A 17,593-nucleotide genomic window follows, 5' to 3' on the forward strand; every position below is an offset into this window, starting at 1 on the left:
TAAACCAAATATATCAGATATCGCTATCGCGGCTGCATAAAAGAACAGAGCCACTTAAAAAAAGTCGCCGATGATAACGGACATCAGTACAATTACATCGGGACGTTGCACATATTCCGAAAGCTGTACATTCGCAAATGTACTTAGTAATGGAAAAATAGAGCGCTCTGTTATAGCCGTACCCAGCACGGTTACATTTAATATCGCGACTTCAATTAAAAAGCTAAAATGCCCCCATAACCTGCTCTGGTCATCTGTGAAGGCTTATGTACACAAGGGATAAACATCATGAAACAGTCATTTCACCGTATGGGTTGGCCAGACGTTCCCTTATGGCTGATCTGAGCACAGGTTTAAAGCCCTGACTCATTACGGGCTTCAGCTCTTTCAGACGAATGCTGCCCGATAAGATTAATAATGTATTTCCCAAGATAATAACGATGTATTCCGTTCATATTCGTTATCCAAATTAATAATGACTGAGTTTCCCAGAATAAAATGAAACATGAGAATGTGCATTTGCCCGGTGCTGATATATATTTTTTTGGCAAAACGTTGACTCACGACGCATTCTCCTCTCCTTTTTTATTCCGAGTCTTTTTCAGCCATGACACGATAAGCAGCAAGAAAGGAAAAAACACGGCAAATATCGGAAACAGCCATTTCAGCACAAACTCGCCTATTACAAGATGGTGTTGATAGCCCAGAGCCATCAATACGCAAGAAACGAGCATGATCAGCCCAAACGGCAGGATCAATTTACGGTAAGATATTCTTAATACATCCTCCGCAGCCTTAACCGCCGCATAATAGAAGATGAAGATTTTGAAAAAATCAAAAATAATAACGGTCATGACGCCGATGACATCTACCCTGTCGATAAAATCGGATATTTCTACCTTACTGATCATCGAGAGCAGCGGGTAATTCGCCCGTTTGAACACGTTCTCTCCCAGTGCAAGCACATTGGACAATGTAACAACAGACAGGAGCAGCCCCCCCAACAATACAGCGGTCACCCCTACCCCATTGGCACGGTAGCCCTTTTTTAATGTGGGGAGGATCATAGCAAACGTAACCATCTCGCCGTACGGGAGCATCACGGCTTGCGAATAAACAACTTGCCATATCGGCTGCCAGCCATGCTCGGCTATGGGCAATATATTGCCCACATCCACAATGCCTGCCAACAAAATCAATATATTCGTAGCCAGGCCCAGCAGCAGCAGCAAAATCAACATGATGATGGCCGTCCGGCCTGCAACCTCGATTCCCAGATGCATCACATACATCACAAGTCCAATCATCAAGGCACAGATGACTGTCAACGGCGTATGCTGAAGTGTCCGGTCGGCAATCAGTATCCCCGTGTCCCGAAGATCCCGTGCTCCGCCGTAAATAAAAAACACGATATATATAAAAGCAAGCGCACTCCCTGCTGTCTTGCCCAAAAGAGTTCTGCAGTACTGCGTCATGAGCAAGTCGGGAAAGCGTCGGTGAAGGCTGCCATAGCATACAAAAAGCATTGCCCCAAAAACCGTGGAAATGAGGATGGCGATCCATGCATCCTTCCCCGCATTCCTTCCGGGAATAGACATCATGGATGTGCCCATCTCAAACAGCACCATAAGAGAGATCATCTCTTTTGCGTCCATCTGTGTCTTTTTCATGGCCTTCCCTCCTTGTTCTATTTCCACTAGTCTGATTCCCCCTTGGAATATGGGTTAGTCCGCGACTGCGTGTGTTTCAGTACAGAAGTCACTTGAATACGGACGGTGCTTTCCGCAAAATAACGTCTCCATTCGGAAGAGAGTTTTTCCCATTTTTTAGGATGACTCCTCTCCAGCGCAAGGCCGAAGCCTATTACATCGCTGCGGGTACGCTGTACCTCCCTGACTGTTGAACTGATCACTTTTTTCGTCTCCTCTGTCCATTGCTCCTGCAATCTTTTCATCGCCTCCGAACTTTGCAAGTTAATCGGGCACTCGGCTTCCTGTACCGCCCCGGTCTGTTTTAAGTTAATCACAAAAACAGGCTCCCCTTGCTCCATCTGAGTGTGTATATTAGTTGCAGAGAACAAGGTTTCGATGCCAATAGTTTCCCCATTCTTACCGCAGTTCAATGTTGTTTGGGCACTTTTTACCTTGTTGTTGATCATAGACAGTCCAATGGCCTGTTCATCGTCCAACCAGCGGACAAGCCGGTCCTTTTGGAACACCCCCATTCCGTTAATATGAACAATTGCTTTCGGTAAAATATTGTCCACATTGTTCTTGCTTGGGGCCTGCTCCAAATTCCCATCGACCTCTATGCCTGTCAGCACAGGACCGCCACCCTTATTGGACATGCTGCGAATGACATCGTCGATAGTCACCGCGTAATCCCCGGCATACAAACGCTCCGATGTTTCCAGCTTTCCTGAAATATCATTGGCGGGAATACGGCCGATCGCGGTCATGATTGCCAGCACATCCTTCCCAGTATTACCGCGTGCCACCATCATTTTCACCGGCAGCCGGATTTCTGTAGACCTTTCCAGAAAATCCAGCGTATCGCCGATTCCAGCCCGTGCCAGCTTTTCTCCAATAACGACCAGTCTGGTATGCGCCAGAGAAATGATCCGCGAAACCCTCTGTGAAGCTCTACGGATCGCTTGAAACAGATTCTTGCCCTTTTCCTGATACAAGACGACAGGGGTGGCTCCTCTCGCTTTAGCTCCAGCTATTTCATCTGCCACGATTACCTGCAGGGAAACCGCATAGCCCGACTCCCCATCCTCATCAATACCTATAGCCGCTACTACTGCCCTCTGATTCAGCTCCACGGAATCCCAACAGCCAGATAGAAGTGGCATCAATAACAGCCCCGTCAAACTCAGAATCCACACTCTCCACTTGAGGGTTATTGTTCTCCGTTCATTCCCCTTCCCCTGATGCATCCTGAACGCCCCCCTCCTGCATCGGTGAAGTTTTATTGGAAGGGGAAATTCCGCTTCCATCCTTCATTCGTTTCTGATTCGTAGATGCGATACTTTTAGGACGTTTCCGCATCATCCAAAATGGGAGCCGCAATACGGCATCCTTTTGACTCTCCAGCACGAAGGGACTGAAAGGGGCCATGTAGGGCACTCCAAAAGAACGCAGACTGTTCATATGGGCGATCAGCGCAATCAACCCCAATGTAATGCCATACAGCCCCATAAACGCCGCCAATATCATAAAAACAAACCTGAACAGTCTCCCGGCTACCGCCATGTTATATGTCGGAATCGCGTAGCTGGCAATCCCCGTCAGCGCTACTACAATCGTGAGCAGCGGGGTGACAATTCCAGCCTCCACAGCCGCTTGTCCCAATACAAGCGCACCGATAACGGATACCGTTTGTCCGCCCACACGGGGCATTCGAATACCTGCTTCTCGCAAGATTTCAAAGGTGATTTCCAGAATAAACGCCTCCAGAAATGCCGGAAAAGGAACGGATTCCCGCTGCGCTAGTATGCTGATGAGCAGTGGGGTTGGTATCATTTCATAATGATAAGTGGTTAAGGCGATGTAGAGAGAAGGCCCCAAAATCAGAATAATAAAGCTGATATACCGGATGAGTCGGACGACAGTCGCCATGTCGTAACGTTCCGAATAATCGGAAGAACTTTGAAAAAATTGAGCAAATACAGTGGGCATCACCAGTACAAATGGATTTCCATCGACGATGAGTGCCACCCGACCCTCCATAATATTGCTGCTAATCGTATCCGGTCTTTCTGAGTTATAGATCGTTGGAAATGGTGTAAGATTTTGGTCCTGTATCATCTCTTCTACCATGCCGGATTCAAATATGGCGTCAATATTGATGGCTTTTACCCGTTTGCGAACTTCATCTACGACACTTGAATCTGCAATATTTTTCATATACAGTATGGCCACATTCGTGAGGGACGTACTTCCCACTTTGAACATCTCCATCGTAAGATCGGAGCTTTTAATCCGCCGACGTACGAGAGAGACGTTCGTGAACAGGGATTCCACAAATCCATCCTTCGGCCCCTGAACGACAGAATGTGTGGAGGGCTCGTTAACCGCCCGCGTCTCTCCTCCGCGTGTGCCGCATGCGATGGTTTTTTTACAGCCTTCCAGCAGAATGATCGTATCTCCCATTAAGAGTTGTTCCATCATGGAATTCCAATCATCGCAATCCTTCACTTCACCCAGTTCCAGCGCATGAGCCTGTATCCGATTGTAAAGCTCTTCTGCACTTTCTACCTCAGCAGCCACCTCGGCAGATGGGCGGCTAAGCAATGATTTCATGACGAGCTCATTCACCGTATCCGTCTTGACCATACTATCTAGAAATACAATGGCGGCAGGAACATCCGCCTTTAGGCCGACATTAAAACGGCGAATCAAGAAGTCTGGGCTGTTAGACGTCGATTCCTTAATTTGCTGCAAGTTGGTATCCAAATGAGCCTCGATCTTTAAAGAACGTGAAGAATTTTCTTTATTCTTGTCCGCACCCGACTTTTTATTATGTTTGCGATAGGGATAGCGAATCATGAGCAAACCTCATCTCCAGTAAGGCAGCAATAGCTACCGCCCATTTTTCCTTATTCTTGTATCTTTGGAGTATGCTCAATCTATTCCCAGTTATGCACCAAACATGTGAACGAAACGTTATAGCGCACCCGCATAATAAATTTCAATAAATTCTTCATTTTTAAGCTTAATGTCAGTTTTTTTGATAAAATGAAGAAATATGCCTCTCGGGAGGGTTAGCACCTTGTTTAGTACGTTTTTTGTAAATACCTGTATCCTTGTCACCTTTTTGTACATAACCGGCCTTATATCACAAAGATATAAAATCCGGCTGCACACCTTGAAGCGTAAGATACATTGGATTGGAGGCGCCCTTTTTGGGTGCTACGGCATTGTTATGATGTACTATTCAATTCCAGTAGGATTTAATACGATTGCCGATCTTCGTCATTTGGCCATCGTAGCTACCGCAACGTATATCGGCGCCCCAGCAGCACTCATGGCTACCCTGTTTATATGTGTAGGTAGATTATTACTGTTTGGTATTAACACTCAAGCCATCGTAGGCGCTATTTTTATGATGCTCGCTGGGCTGGGGTGCGCTTTATTGTCACATCTGTCCTGGTCACGTTTACCCAAGCTGATGATTATGAACGTTTTTGCTTTGGGCATTATATTCTGTCCCCTTATGATTAATTTGAAAAATCTTGATGATGTTCTGCACGTGTATCCGCTCCAATTCTTCATTTCCATGGTCGGCGGATGTCTTCTGTACCTCATTGCTGAATCTATCAACACATCCAATGAGCTGTTACTTCGACTGGAGCATACCTCCTACACAGACCATCTCACTAATTTAAGCAACAGAAGACAGCTTGAGTTTTCATTGGAAGAGAAGCTCCCTCAAGCTCGCCAACGTCATGAGCATTTATCTGTACTGGTGTTGGATATTGATCACTTCAAGGAAGTCAACGATACCTACGGACATGCGGCAGGAGATGCAGTGCTGCGCCAGCTTGGGCAGATTTTAATGGAAAAATGTCGTCCTAATGATGTAGTCACCCGCAGCGGGGGGGAAGAATTCACCGTGCTTTTGCCGAATTGTGCTTTTCGGCAAGCGCTGCGCACAGCTAATCAGATTCTAAGTGGAGTAAATCAGCACGAGTTTATTTTAGCGGACGATCTTGTTCTTAAAGTCACGGTGTCCATCGGCGTGACGACCTTTCCTGGTACCGGGGAAGATATGTCCGGGGCAGCCCTGCTGGAGCAGGCAGATAAAGCACTATACGAAGCTAAAAATGCAGGACGTAACCGGGTTTGCTCATATGAAATATAATTTGAGACATGACCATTTCATAGAAATAGCCGATACAAACCTCTCTTGAGAGTCGTATCGGCTATTATCATTTTGAATCTTCATTATGATTGCATTTCCCCACCACGAGTGATGTACGATTGGCAAGCGAAGCCAGCGTATGGGACCCCCATACTTCTAGCATACGTCGTTCGCTCTCGGCTAAAATTTCGGATACGGCTATCGCCAACTCCTCACAAAAAGGATTGGTTTCCGGTTCATGCATCATACCCGGGAAAATCGGATCACATATTTCAATGGCGTGGTATATATCGGCAAGTGTAATATGGTCGGCCGAGCGGGTAAGCACATAGCCTCCCTCACGACCTTCGCGTGCTGCAATCAAATCTGCCTGTACAAGTCGCGTCAGCACCCTGCGCACCAAAGTGACTTCGCAGTCAATGGAACGGGCAATAGAACCGCTGGCACAGAGTTCTCCGTGCTTTTCCAAATAGACAAGCGCCTTTACCGCCACCCCAAGCCATTTGGGCGTTGCGGTGCGTAGTCGTTTTTCACTATTCAAATGAGATGACACCCCTAAGCTGTAGAAACTTCGTTGAATGCATTGTACGTGATGTCAGAAGTAAGTTCAAGCCTGAAAGCCGGAATCCTCTGTAGCATTAGCGCCCAAAGTAAAATGAGCTAGCCGCACTTCTCCGCTCAACAACAGATATACATCACGTGTGCCAGAGACTGAATGTACCACTTCCCCGAGCGTAGTCCATGCTTGCGCCCCTCCTGTATTGCCCACGTTCACACGTGCCACAGCTTCGCTGTCCGGCGCGTCCAAACGCAGCTCAATTGTGGCATCGCTGCTGTTGCCTGACACGCGGCACTGAAGCTCGACCACACTCACCGTATCCATGTCTACGCCATGAAAGGCAATCCAACCGGAACGTTGAGGTGTGCGCGGACGTACACAGGCCTCCCTTTGCTCCTTGCTTTCATCCAGTACGATGTCGGAGCAATCATCAAAGTTTTCAGCGCGGATACTTCGTCCGGCTTGGCGTGGCGGAATAACTTCGCCACGAACGTACACAGGGTGCTCCAACCGGATATCCGCTGAAGAAGCGCCTGCCAGCAGTGTATATTCACCCGATTCAACGCAATAGCAATCCCGTGTAACATCCCAAATCGCCCAATCCTTCATCCGAATCGTAAAGGAAACCGTTCGCGTCTCACCTGCGTCTAAGCGAATACGTTGAAAACCGCACAATGTCTTCAATGGTCGCTTTACTCGAGAGGCACCGGGCCGTACATAGAGTTGTACAACCTCTTCACCAGCAGCTACGCCCCGATTCGTCACCTCTACCCACACCTGGAGCGTATCCACGGCATCCAGTGCAGCAATAGACTTTACGCTATCCTTTGGGGCATCCGTACGCAGGTCATTATATTCAAAAGGCGAATACGTCAATCCATGGCCAAACGGATATAAAGGTGCACCTTCAAAATATTGATAGGTACGACCGCCGCGAATAATATCGTAATCTTTAATGTCGCCCAATTGATCCTCGCTCTGAACCCAAGTCATGTTCAAACGCCCCGCTGGCGCGTAATCTCCAAATAACACATCCGCTATTGCTGTACCATGCTCTTGTCCCGCATGAGACGTGTATACGATCGCTGGAATATGCTCCTGAACCCAAGGGATGGCAAATGGATAGCTGCCCGTCAGAACCACAATCGTATTCGGATTGACGCGATACACTTCCTCGATAAGCCGTTGCTGGGAAGCTGCCAGTTCCAAGCCTGGACGGTCATTCTCTTCCTTTCCATTGATGAGCGGGTGATTTCCAACAAATACAATTGCTGTATCTGCCGCTTGCGCAGCGGCTATCGCTTCCGCTAAACCATCTGACACCGTCTCTACCTGGAATGTTGTATGGCTCTGTCCTGAAACTGTCGAGGCTGTCGAGGCGTTATTCTCTACAGCGTGAAGTGCAGATTTTTCAGCCTCCACTACCTTTAATGAGCCCTCCGTTCCGGCAATCACTGGTTTGCCATTCCATGTTGTCCACAGATGCTCTCCTTGTCCAACAGGAGTCAGCCCAAAGACCTCTTTGACATACCAGCCATACGCTTCATCAGCTGTTACACGGAGCGTCTCCTCATCACTCGTCACGTAAGTACCCAGATGCTCATCATGTAACGTCACACTGCCATAGCCCCAATCCGTCATGGTTAATACCGTTGGGTCTCCATCCTGGGACAGGCGCATCTCACCGGAAGAATCGACTGTGAGCTTCGCCCCGTCATTCGCCGCCGTCAAGGTTACGCGATTCTTGGCATCACGGTACACGACGCGTTCCTTTGCGTCCTCACCTTCCAGTTTGGCACGAATCGCCTCCAGCGGTGTAACCCGGTAGGGCAGCGTACCGGAATACCAGTCGCGGTACACCTCATTGCCATGCGTACCAATGACCGCTACTTTGCCGCACCGGACAGGGTTCAAAGGCAAGAGTTCATGCTCATTTTTAAGCAATACGATCTGCTCCCTCGCCGCACGCAACGACAATTCACGGGCTTTCTCTGTCAGGAGAGCTTCCTCTCCGATTGAGGCATAAGGATTGTCTGCCGCCAGATCAAATTCCCCCAAACGAAAACGGACACGGAACGTATGGAACAATGCCCGATCCAAGTCTTCTTCTTGTAGCGTTCCTTGCGCCAAGGCTTCACGAATTGCCTGTTTGGAGAGCTCTGCATCATCTGTAATGCTGTCAATTCCCGCCCGAATAGATTCGGCCACACCTGGCGTGTGGGAATCGTAATACTGATGATCGTTGACAATCCCCATGACATCACCCGCATCACTTACGACAAAGCCGTCCATCCCCCATTCGTCCCTGACAATATCGTTAACCCCATGATATAACGTAGCAGGTGTTCCATTAATCAGGTTGTAAGAAGTCATCATCGACTGGGCGCCGCCTTCCGTAAAAGGCTTCTCAAAGGCTCTTAGGTAATATTCTCGCAGGTTTCGTGGATCTATACTGGAGGAGCCACTTCCCCGATCCACTTCATTATTGTTACCGAGAAAATGTTTTAAAGTGGCAACCGCTTTCAAATATACCGGATGATCCCCCTGTATCCCCTTGACTAACTCCTTTGACAGCTCTCCCGTCAAATATGGATCTTCGCCGTAAGCTTCCTCATTGCGTCCCCACCTCGGGTCACGCTCCATATCCACTGTAGGTGCCCACAGGGTCAGACCGTTTAATTTGGGATCACGACGATAGTAAACACGCGCCTCATCTGCGATAACAGAGCCGATGAGGCGCATTAATTCCGTATCCCAAGTACATGCCAATCCCACAGGTTGAGGAAATGAAGTCGCCTCACCCAACCACGCTATCCCGTGTGCCGCTTCCGTACCGTGCTTATAAGCTGCGACTCCCAATCGGTCAATGGCCGGCTGGTATTGCAACATGGATTCAACCTTTTCCTCCAAGGTTAGTCGCGACACAAGATCCCGTACACGCTCATCCAGATGAATCTTCGGATCTTGAAATAAATATTCGATACCCGTTGTTTCATGACTCATATCCGTCATCTCCTTAGCTTAATTAAGATGATAAAAAGTTCATTTATGAAAGCGTTTTAATATATCATAGCTAAAAAGGGGTACCCCGGCAACAAACCGAAAGCATCCTATACTGGTTGAAAGAGAGACCGCAGCATAAAGACAAAAAAAGTTGTATTTTACCTTCAATATACAAAGCTAAAAATAATATTTTTTGGTATAATCAGGATATATCACTGAAGGAGGAAGCGCTAATGAAAAATACCGGAATGACAAGGCCTCTGGATCAATTGGGGCGGATTGTACTCCCTAAGGAAATGCGGACCACAATGGATATCAATATCGGTGATTCACTTGAATTTTTCGTAGATGAAGAAGGGTTTGTACTAAGAAAATACACCGGTGTCTCCTGCAAATTTTGCGGCGCGGTGGATCATTTAACTTATTTTCGCGACAGCTTTATTTGCGCAGAGTGCATCCAGGTATTAAAGACCGATGAAAATGTGCATGCCACAAGCACCGATGCTATCCAGGCTCAAGAAGATTCTAAGCCGACCCGAACCAACACAACCTGGCAACCCAAGCAATCTAGAGTGCAGCAAGGTGAAATGGTAAAAAAGCTACGCAAGCTGATTCAGGAACACCCGAACCTGCCACAAAAAGTATATGCCGAAATGCTAGATATTTCCCAAGGCCGGGTGTCCCAGTTGAAAAAGCTACTCTAAACCTTCTCAATCCCAAGATCATATACTATGTACTCGCAAGCCTCTCATTTTCATCGCAACTACGATGGCCAGATATAGAGTAAGGTGCATATCCGTGGATGTGTCCCTTACTCTGTATCTGGCTTTTTTATGCTGCCCGCCCCTACCAATGTGACAATAGTCACATACTCTCAATGTATACGTATATACAATATATAGATCGAAACAATTGGTTAACACAAGATATCATCAATATGTTGTTTTTGTGAAAAATATATATATTTTACTATATGGAGGGTTTTACGATGAAGGTGCTGGAGGAACATCAATTATACGACATCGGCGAGCGGGTCATTGGGGCACAAGATCTGGACATGCTGCGGGAGAATGCAAATTTGAATGGAGAATCGTTCAGCGGCAAAATGAGCAAGCTTGGGTCCGAGTATGCCAAATGGTATGCGCGCCTGCGGGTACTTCCGCCTGAACTGACGAACGCGATTGACCACGGGTATGTATATGTTCACGATTTGGACCAATATGCACTCGGAACTACAAATTGTATCTTTATCCCTTTTGGTCGTTTACTGCGAGACGGCTTCAATACAGGCAACGGCTCTGTGCGCACACCGCAAACGATTATGTCTGCTATGGCACTAGTCGCCATCATATTCCAGTCTCAGCAAAACAGCCAATTCGGAGGTGTCTCTGCCAATAAAATCGATTGGGACCTTGCCCCATACGTTGCCCGGTCCTTCCGCAAGCATCTGCGCAAGGGACTCCGGTTGTTCGAGGAAGAGATAGAATCCAGTCTGCCTGACGACGAACTACATATGGCCAATCCCCATTTGCAAGAAGTCTGCCCTCGTTCCTACGCATTCGCACGCGAAGAAACGGAGACGGAAACCCGGCAGGCTGCTGAATCGCTCATTCATAACCTGAACACCATGAGCAGTCGGGCAGGTGGACAGATTCCATTCACTTCACTGAATTACGGAATGTGCACGTCTGCTGAAGGACGGCTTGTTACTCAATCGCTGCTGGAGGCCACTATTCGCGGCTTGGGCAGCGGGGAAACTCCTATTTTCCCACAACATATTTTCCAATGTAAAGAGGGAATCAACCAGGCAGAAGGCGACATCAATTATGATTTGTTCTTACGGGCGGTAGAATGCTCTAGCAGACGGATGTATCCCAATTTTGTGAATGTGGATGCTACCTTTAACTTGCCTTTTTACCGTGCTGATGATCCAGATACCATTATAGCGACAATGGGTTGCCGTACCCGCACCATTTCTGACCGTTTCGGTAGAAACCGGCAGAGTGGCAAGGGGAATCTCTCCTTCAATACCATTAATCTGGTGCGACTTGGCATTGAGTATGGTATTTGCACAGGCAAACGCCTAACACCTGACCGTGATCGCTTTGATGCGAGACTAGAAGAAGTTATGCGCATTGCGGTAGATGGCCTAATCCATCGCTATCAAATCCAGACCAACCAGCCGGCCAAAGCTTCGGACTTTATGATGCGCGAAGGGGTATGGGAAGGTGGAGAACAACTGGCGCCAGATGATAAGGTGGGAAGCGTACTAAAACACGGTACGCTTTCGATCGGGTTCATCGGGCTGGCTGAGTGCATGAAGGCACTATACGGGAAACACCACGGAGAGGATGATTTCGTATACCGCGAGGCACAGCGAATCATCACTTCCATGCGCGTGTATTGCGATCGAATGAGTGAATATCACAATTTAAATATAACATTGTTCGCTACGCCTGCGGAAGGTCTGTCGGGCAAGTTCACATTGCTGGATCAACGTGATTTCGGGATTATTCCTGAGGTAAATGATCGAGAATATTACACGAATTCTTTTCATATTCCCGTGTATTACACGCTCCCGGCTGCTCGTAAAATCAGCTTGGAAGCTCCGTTCCATAACCTATGCAACGCTGGTGCGATTTCATACATTGAACTGGACGGTAATGCGCGGAATAACCCGGATGCGTTTCTTAAAATTGTTCAGTACGCGCTGCATCAGAACATCGGCTATTTCTCCATCAACCATCCGGTGGATCGTTGTACGGAATGTGGTTATGAAGGGATTATCGGGACAAGCTGCCCCCAATGTGGCACAGATGAGGAGCACACACACTTTCAGCGCTTACGTCGGGTAACCGGATATCTGACAGGAGATTACACCGTTCGCTTTAATGCTGCAAAGCAAGCAGAAGTTCGAGACCGGGTGAAACATAAGTGAATTTGTGTGGCTACATTCCGGAATCTCTGAACGAAGGATACGGCCTACGCACCGTCGTGTTCATTAGCGGTTGCCGTCATGCTTGTCCTGGATGCTTTAATCCAGAGTCATGGAGCTTCCGTGCAGGCGAGCCATTCACCCCCCAACGACAACAGGAGGTCATTCGTGACATCATGGAAAATCCGTTGTTAGATGGACTGACTCTCTGCGGGGGAGACCCGTTTTTCTCAGCAGCAGAATGCTCGCAATTTGTGCGTGACTTCCGCGAAGCCTGTCCCGACCGAACCGTGTGGGCTTACACTGGCTTTGTCTATGAAGATCTACTCACAGATCCGGAGCGACAGGAACTGGCGCTTTTGTGCGATGTGATTGTGGACGGTCGTTTTGTAGAACAGCAAAAGGACCTGACCCTTCCCTTCCGGGGCAGTCGCAACCAGCGTCTGGTAGATGTGAAAGCCAGTATTCAGGCAGGTTATGTCGTTTCATTGACATAAGGCGATGCTTACCCAGCAAGCAAGATGCTATATCTAATCTAAGACAAGCCCCCATCATGGGTAAGGCTTGTCTTTTTTCATATGGCTAACAGATTCCATTGGAGTTTCTATTGCGCATCCTGTAAGTTTCACTTATGATGGTGAACAAGTATACGAGTGCATAATTATTGTCATACCTTAACCGCATAGCTTGGAGATAGGTGTCTGTTCTATTCAGATCAGGCTTAAAAGGGAAGCCGGTGCAAATCCGGCACGGTCCCGCCACTGTAAACGGGGAACTTTCAGCTGTTCATATATCCACTGGTCCACAGACCGGGAAGGAATGCTGAGTGTCATGATCCGTAAGTCAGGAGACCTGCCTATTTTAACAACATCGCAAGTACCTACGGAAGATAGGGAGGTGTTAAGAGCAGTCGCCGTATTTTTGATTTTTTAATCACGGAGGCATTCTTTCCCCTACTTATTTTTAACTTTGGGGGAAGAATGCCTTTTTTGGTACGTAAAAATAAAACAGCTACCCACTAGGAGGAAAAGTACATGTCCGTTATTGAATGGCCTGAATTGTCCGGCTTAATTAGCAGTAATCTGGGATATCCGCGTATCGGCGAAAACCGGGAATGGAAGAAAGCACTGGAACGCTTCTGGAACGGTAGCATTAACGAAAGCGAACTGCAGACGGAAATGAAAAAATTACGGTTGGAGCATCTGAGTAAGCAGCGCGATAAGGGGATTGATCGCATTCCTGTCGGAGACTTCTCCTATTACGATCACATGCTGGATACATCTGTGATGTTCGGGCTGGTACCCGAACGGTTCAACTATCGTCCCGCAGGTCCGGTTCCTCTGTCCGTGTATTTCGGGATCGCTCGTGGACAGAAGGGAGCAACCGCCAGTGAAATGACCAAATGGATGAATACCAATTATCACTACATCGTTCCTGAATTGGCAAACGCAGTCCCGGTGTTCACTGAAAATAAACCTTTACAGGCTTATCGTGAAGCAAAACAAGAACTAGGTATTGATGGGAAACCGGTCCTCATCGGCCCCTATTCATTCGTTACCCTTTCCAAAGGCTATGATCGTAAGGAGCTTGCCTCTATTATAAGAACCTTCCTGCCTTTATACACCCGTGTCCTGTCTGAACTAGCAGCAGAAGGTGTTCAGTGGGTCCAAATCGATGAACCTGTCCTGACCACCTCATTCCCAGCAGAGGATCTGGACATTATTCAGGAAGTCTATGAAGCTTTGAACCAAGCTGCGCCCTCCTTAAATATAATGCTGCAAACCTACTTTGGCAGCCTAGATCATTATGAGCGTCTGTCCGCACTTCCGGTACAGGGGCTGGGTCTTGATTTTGTGTATGATGATGGCGAAAATCTTCAGCATATATTGCAGCATGGCTTCCCTAAAGGAAAAACGCTGGGCGCTGGTGTCATTGACGGACGCAATATATGGCGCAGCGACCTGAACGCTGTAGCTGCTCTGCTGGGTCAGTTAGCAGAACAGACCACTGCCGAGCAGCTTATCGTACAGCCATCATGCAGTCTGCTGCATGTGCCAGTCAGCCTGGAGGCAGAGCACAAGCTGGACAAGGAGCTGGTGCAAGCGCTGGCCTTTGCTGATGAAAAGCTAGAGGAAATCGCCATCCTGACGACTGCACTTGGCAAACACGATCCATCCGCACTCACCAAGCTTGGACAAAGTGCAGATGCGGTAGCCCGTTTCAACAGTTCAGCGGCACGCATACAAACAACTGCCGATCTGGCCGACCTGTTGGCCAAAGAGCCTCTGTCACGCAGCGTTCCTTTCGCCGAGCGTCGTGAGATTCAGCAAAATAAGCTGAAGTTGCCTCCACTGCCTACGACGACCATTGGTAGCTTCCCGCAAACCGCCGAGATCCGCAAGGCCCGCCTGCACTATCGCAAAGGAGAATGGTCTGCCGAGCAATATCGAACGTTCATCCAACAGCAAATTAAGGAATGGATTGATATCCAAGAGGACATTGGCATTGATGTGCTTGTACATGGGGAATTTGAGCGGACCGACATGGTTGAATTTTTTGGCGAAAAGCTGAATGGCTTTGCTTTTACGCAAAACGGATGGGTGCAGTCCTACGGCTCCCGTTGTGTCAAACCGCCGATTATATACGGAGACGTTTCCTTCGATCAGCCCATGACCGTGGAAGAAACGGCATTCGCCCAATCGTTAACTTCCAAACCTGTTAAGGGAATGCTTACGGGTCCTGTGACCATTTTGAACTGGTCTTTCGAACGTAATGACATTCCACGTAGTCAAGTTGCTTTACAGTTGGCTCTGGCATTACGGGCAGAGGTAGAGGCACTGGAACAAGCGGGCATCGGCATGATTCAGGTCGATGAGCCTGCAATTCGTGAAGGGCTTCCGCTGAAAAAAGAACAGCAGCAAGCCTATCTGGATTGGGCGGTTCAAGCCTTCCTTGTGACCACGGCCACCGTTGAGCCAGCGACCCAAATCCATACGCATATGTGCTATTCCGAATTTCAGCATATGATTCAGTCCATCTCCGATATGGATGCCGACGTTATATCTATTGAAACCTCGCGAAGCCACGGAGAACTGATTGTCAGCTTTGAAGATCAGGTATACGACAAAGGCATCGGTCTGGGCGTGTACGATATCCACAGCCCGCGCATCCCCGATGTATCTGAAATGCTAAGCATGATCCAGCGTGCTCTGCGCGTACTGCCATCAGATTTGTTCTGGGTTAATCCGGATTGTGGTCTGAAAACCCGCACCAAAGAGGAATCTGTCGCCGCCTTGCGACAAATGGTACAAGCGGCTCAAGCAGCCCGGGCTGCATTGGCTGTATCTAACTAATTTTTTTATCGTATCCAATCGCGCCATCCTTTTCGCCTTATCCTATTCCCCTTCCCGACCTTTTTGCTAAAAGCCAGGAAGGGGGATTTATTCTAGATCATATAATGTATATACGCCTTGAATATGCTCCATTTTCATCTGCTTCATATGTACGCCTAAGCCATGTTCTCGATCCCAGGAGCAACTAAAATTCAAATACAGTTCGTCCTTTGCCGATGAGTCGGAAATCAGTATAGACATAAGCTGTATTCGATCCAACAATTGTTCCGGCCGCTCCACATAAGGCGCATATTCATCTGGGTCCTCTCCCCATGTACTGTAAGCATTCCGGTATTTTTCCACTATGCCAGCATAATGATGGTGTATGGACTCCAACACTTGAGGATGAATAGTTGACGAATATTCCATATACTGCTCCCATGTCTTTTTTTGCAACTGTGTAGGTTCTTCTATAGTCTGTGCCTGTTCTTCGGAGTCGGCTCCCACGATAAATTCGACTTCTACTTCCGAGGGCTGCCCGCAAAAATTAACATGTACTACACCACACAGAACAATCTCCTCAGATACATCCCAAGACTCATCATCCTGTTCCAGTTCCATATACCAGTGTTTCCAATCCACCCTTTACCACCTCTTCATAAAAAGTAATCTTTAACCCTATTGAATACTTTACAATCTATCATTTTAATGAATGAAATTAAAGCGGAATCCTATTTGAGCTTCCAGCCAAATTTCGAGAAATTTCCAAATAAAACTACTTTTTTCTACAACATTCGCTATTCAATAAAGCCTTCAAGAAGGAAAATCTGCCCATTTCGGCATAAATATTTTATTATTAAAAATTTAGTACCTTGCATTAATCAGTACATGATGTTAAATTATACCTGACTACTGTTCTATAATTAGTACCCGTGACAAATTATGCACAAACACACGTTTCTTCCCCTTATTCCGAACGACACCTATGAATCATTGATAACATCCAGGAAGGGAGCACCGCTCGTGAATGTGAACATCCAATTCAAAAAAGGGGTACTGGAACTGTGCGTTCTAGTTCTAATTGGACGCAGAGACCGTTATGGCTACGAGTTGGCTCAAGCCGTCTCCCGTCATATTGAAGTAGCTGAGGGTGCCCTATATCCACTGCTTCGCCGTCTGGTATCAGAAGGATACTGCACAACGTATTTACAGGAATCGACCGAGGGACCTCCCCGTAAATATTATCGGCTGACTGATACTGGAAGCCATTATACAAAAATACTTACGCGGGAATGGAATGATTTTGTCCATCATGTCGCAAGCCTACTGGAGGAAGGAAATTCCGATGAATAGAAAACAGTTTCTTACAGAGGTGGAGCAGCGTCTTTCTCCTCTCCCTGCAGAGGTACGCAATGAGCTGCTTAGTGATTTGAGCCAGCATTTTGACTACGGGTTGGTCAATGGAAAAAGCGAAAGTGAGATTGCCCATGAGCTGGGTAACCCAGAGGATATTGCCCGAGAAGCGTTGGATGATCCCAATGCAGCTTGGAACGCTTCTCCTCCGCTTCGCCAGGGAAGCTTCGCACGCAATCTTTTTACTTTCTTAGGACTGCTGTTTCTCAACTTGCTGATCTCCATCCCGATTATGGCTACCCTATGGGTAGTATGGGTTTCATTGACCGTGGTAGCGGTCAGCTTCATTGCAGCCCCCCTTCTCGCCGTTACTGATTATGCGCTGAACAGCACCTTTTACCCGGCCAAATTCTTTTTCTCTATCACGATGACGGGTATAGGTCTATTGCTGCTGCCTGGAGTACGTTATCTCTTACTCCTTATGGTCAAAGGCACAGTACGATACTGGAAATGGAATCAGACTACCCTGAGGGGAGCTTACTAACA

The 17,593-nt window shown here is 47.6% G+C and carries 16 protein-coding genes and 1 riboswitch; of the genes, 7 read left to right on the forward strand and 9 right to left on the reverse strand.

All coding sequences use genetic code 11. The features are described from left to right. Positions 1-54 precede the first annotated feature (54 nt). The 6 genes from G9G54_RS25605 to G9G54_RS10620 form a co-directional block, all read right to left on the reverse strand. The gene (locus G9G54_RS25605) at positions 55-216 is read right to left on the reverse strand and encodes a GerAB/ArcD/ProY family transporter (protein ID WP_274597343.1); all 162 of its coding nucleotides are present in this window, start codon (positions 214-216) and stop codon (positions 55-57) included. Between the two features lie 70 nt (positions 217-286). Next, entirely contained in the window at positions 287-430 is a 144-nt protein-coding gene (locus G9G54_RS26140) for a hypothetical protein (RefSeq protein WP_342355975.1), read from the reverse strand. Next, a complete protein-coding gene (locus G9G54_RS25610) occupies positions 412-564 on the reverse strand; it encodes a hypothetical protein (RefSeq protein ID WP_238807913.1) in 153 nt (50 codons plus the stop codon). The genes G9G54_RS26140 and G9G54_RS25610 overlap by 19 nt, the downstream gene beginning before the upstream one ends. Beyond that, complete coding sequence (locus tag G9G54_RS10610) at positions 561-1,670, reverse strand: GerAB/ArcD/ProY family transporter (RefSeq protein WP_165177887.1); 1,110 nt, start codon at positions 1,668-1,670, stop codon at positions 561-563. Before G9G54_RS10610 ends, G9G54_RS25610 begins: the two co-directional genes overlap by 4 nt. A gap of 26 nt (positions 1,671-1,696) precedes the next feature. Further along, the gene (locus tag G9G54_RS10615; RefSeq protein WP_165177889.1) at positions 1,697-2,938 is read right to left on the reverse strand and encodes a Ger(x)C family spore germination protein; all 1,242 of its coding nucleotides are present in this window, start codon (positions 2,936-2,938) and stop codon (positions 1,697-1,699) included. Beyond that, positions 2,916-4,550 (reverse strand): spore germination protein, encoded by a 1,635-nt coding sequence (locus G9G54_RS10620; RefSeq protein ID WP_165177891.1) that lies wholly within the window; start codon positions 4,548-4,550, stop codon positions 2,916-2,918. The genes G9G54_RS10615 and G9G54_RS10620 overlap by 23 nt, the downstream gene beginning before the upstream one ends. A 223-nt stretch (positions 4,551-4,773) precedes the next feature. On the opposite strand from G9G54_RS10620, the gene G9G54_RS10625 reads away from it, so the two are divergent. Next, positions 4,774-5,865, forward strand: coding sequence for a diguanylate cyclase (locus G9G54_RS10625; RefSeq protein ID WP_165177893.1), 1,092 nt, complete (start codon positions 4,774-4,776; stop codon positions 5,863-5,865). A gap of 67 nt (positions 5,866-5,932) precedes the next feature. On the opposite strand, the gene G9G54_RS10630 is transcribed toward G9G54_RS10625, so the two are convergent. Both G9G54_RS10630 and G9G54_RS10635 read right to left on the reverse strand, forming a co-directional pair. Beyond that, positions 5,933-6,406 (reverse strand): Rrf2 family transcriptional regulator, encoded by a 474-nt coding sequence (locus G9G54_RS10630; protein WP_013312437.1) that lies wholly within the window; start codon positions 6,404-6,406, stop codon positions 5,933-5,935. Between the two features lie 66 nt (positions 6,407-6,472). Continuing rightward, positions 6,473-9,427 (reverse strand): glycoside hydrolase family 3 protein, encoded by a 2,955-nt coding sequence (locus G9G54_RS10635; protein WP_165177896.1) that lies wholly within the window; start codon positions 9,425-9,427, stop codon positions 6,473-6,475. Positions 9,428-9,660: 233 nt separating this feature from the next. Between G9G54_RS10635 and G9G54_RS10640 the strand changes: the two genes are divergently transcribed. The 4 genes from G9G54_RS10640 to metE all read left to right on the forward strand — a co-directional run bounded on the left by G9G54_RS10640 (position 9,661) and on the right by metE (position 15,715). Beyond that, positions 9,661-10,131, forward strand: coding sequence for an AbrB/MazE/SpoVT family DNA-binding domain-containing protein (locus tag G9G54_RS10640; protein ID WP_023990816.1), 471 nt, complete (start codon positions 9,661-9,663; stop codon positions 10,129-10,131). 284 nt (positions 10,132-10,415) lie between these two features. Further along, complete coding sequence (locus G9G54_RS10645; RefSeq protein WP_165177898.1) at positions 10,416-12,365, forward strand: anaerobic ribonucleoside triphosphate reductase; 1,950 nt, start codon at positions 10,416-10,418, stop codon at positions 12,363-12,365. Beyond that, entirely contained in the window at positions 12,362-12,859 is a 498-nt protein-coding gene (nrdG, locus tag G9G54_RS10650) for an anaerobic ribonucleoside-triphosphate reductase activating protein (protein WP_165177900.1), read from the forward strand. The genes G9G54_RS10645 and nrdG overlap by 4 nt, the downstream gene beginning before the upstream one ends. A gap of 181 nt (positions 12,860-13,040) precedes the next feature. After that, positions 13,041-13,236: riboswitch (cobalamin riboswitch) on the forward strand. Positions 13,237-13,396: 160 nt separating this feature from the next. Beyond that, positions 13,397-15,715 carry a 5-methyltetrahydropteroyltriglutamate--homocysteine S-methyltransferase gene (gene metE / locus G9G54_RS10655; protein WP_165177902.1) on the forward strand — a complete coding sequence of 773 codons (2,319 nt, stop codon included), beginning with the start codon at positions 13,397-13,399 and terminating at the stop codon, positions 15,713-15,715. Positions 15,716-15,802: 87 nt separating this feature from the next. On the opposite strand, the gene G9G54_RS10660 is transcribed toward metE, so the two are convergent. Further along, the gene (locus G9G54_RS10660) at positions 15,803-16,336 is read right to left on the reverse strand and encodes a DUF6985 domain-containing protein (RefSeq protein ID WP_165177904.1); all 534 of its coding nucleotides are present in this window, start codon (positions 16,334-16,336) and stop codon (positions 15,803-15,805) included. A gap of 381 nt (positions 16,337-16,717) precedes the next feature. Between G9G54_RS10660 and G9G54_RS10665 the strand changes: the two genes are divergently transcribed. Together G9G54_RS10665 and G9G54_RS10670 are read left to right on the forward strand one after the other, a co-directional pair. Continuing rightward, positions 16,718-17,047, forward strand: coding sequence for a PadR family transcriptional regulator (locus G9G54_RS10665; protein WP_061830478.1), 330 nt, complete (start codon positions 16,718-16,720; stop codon positions 17,045-17,047). Then, the gene (locus tag G9G54_RS10670; protein ID WP_165177906.1) at positions 17,040-17,591 is read left to right on the forward strand and encodes a DUF1700 domain-containing protein; all 552 of its coding nucleotides are present in this window, start codon (positions 17,040-17,042) and stop codon (positions 17,589-17,591) included. Before G9G54_RS10665 ends, G9G54_RS10670 begins: the two co-directional genes overlap by 8 nt. Positions 17,592-17,593 lie beyond the last annotated feature (2 nt).

Origin of the sequence: Paenibacillus sp. EKM212P, from assembly GCF_011066115.1 — a bacterium.
In the GTDB taxonomy this organism is placed as follows: domain Bacteria; phylum Bacillota; class Bacilli; order Paenibacillales; family Paenibacillaceae; genus Paenibacillus; species Paenibacillus polymyxa_B.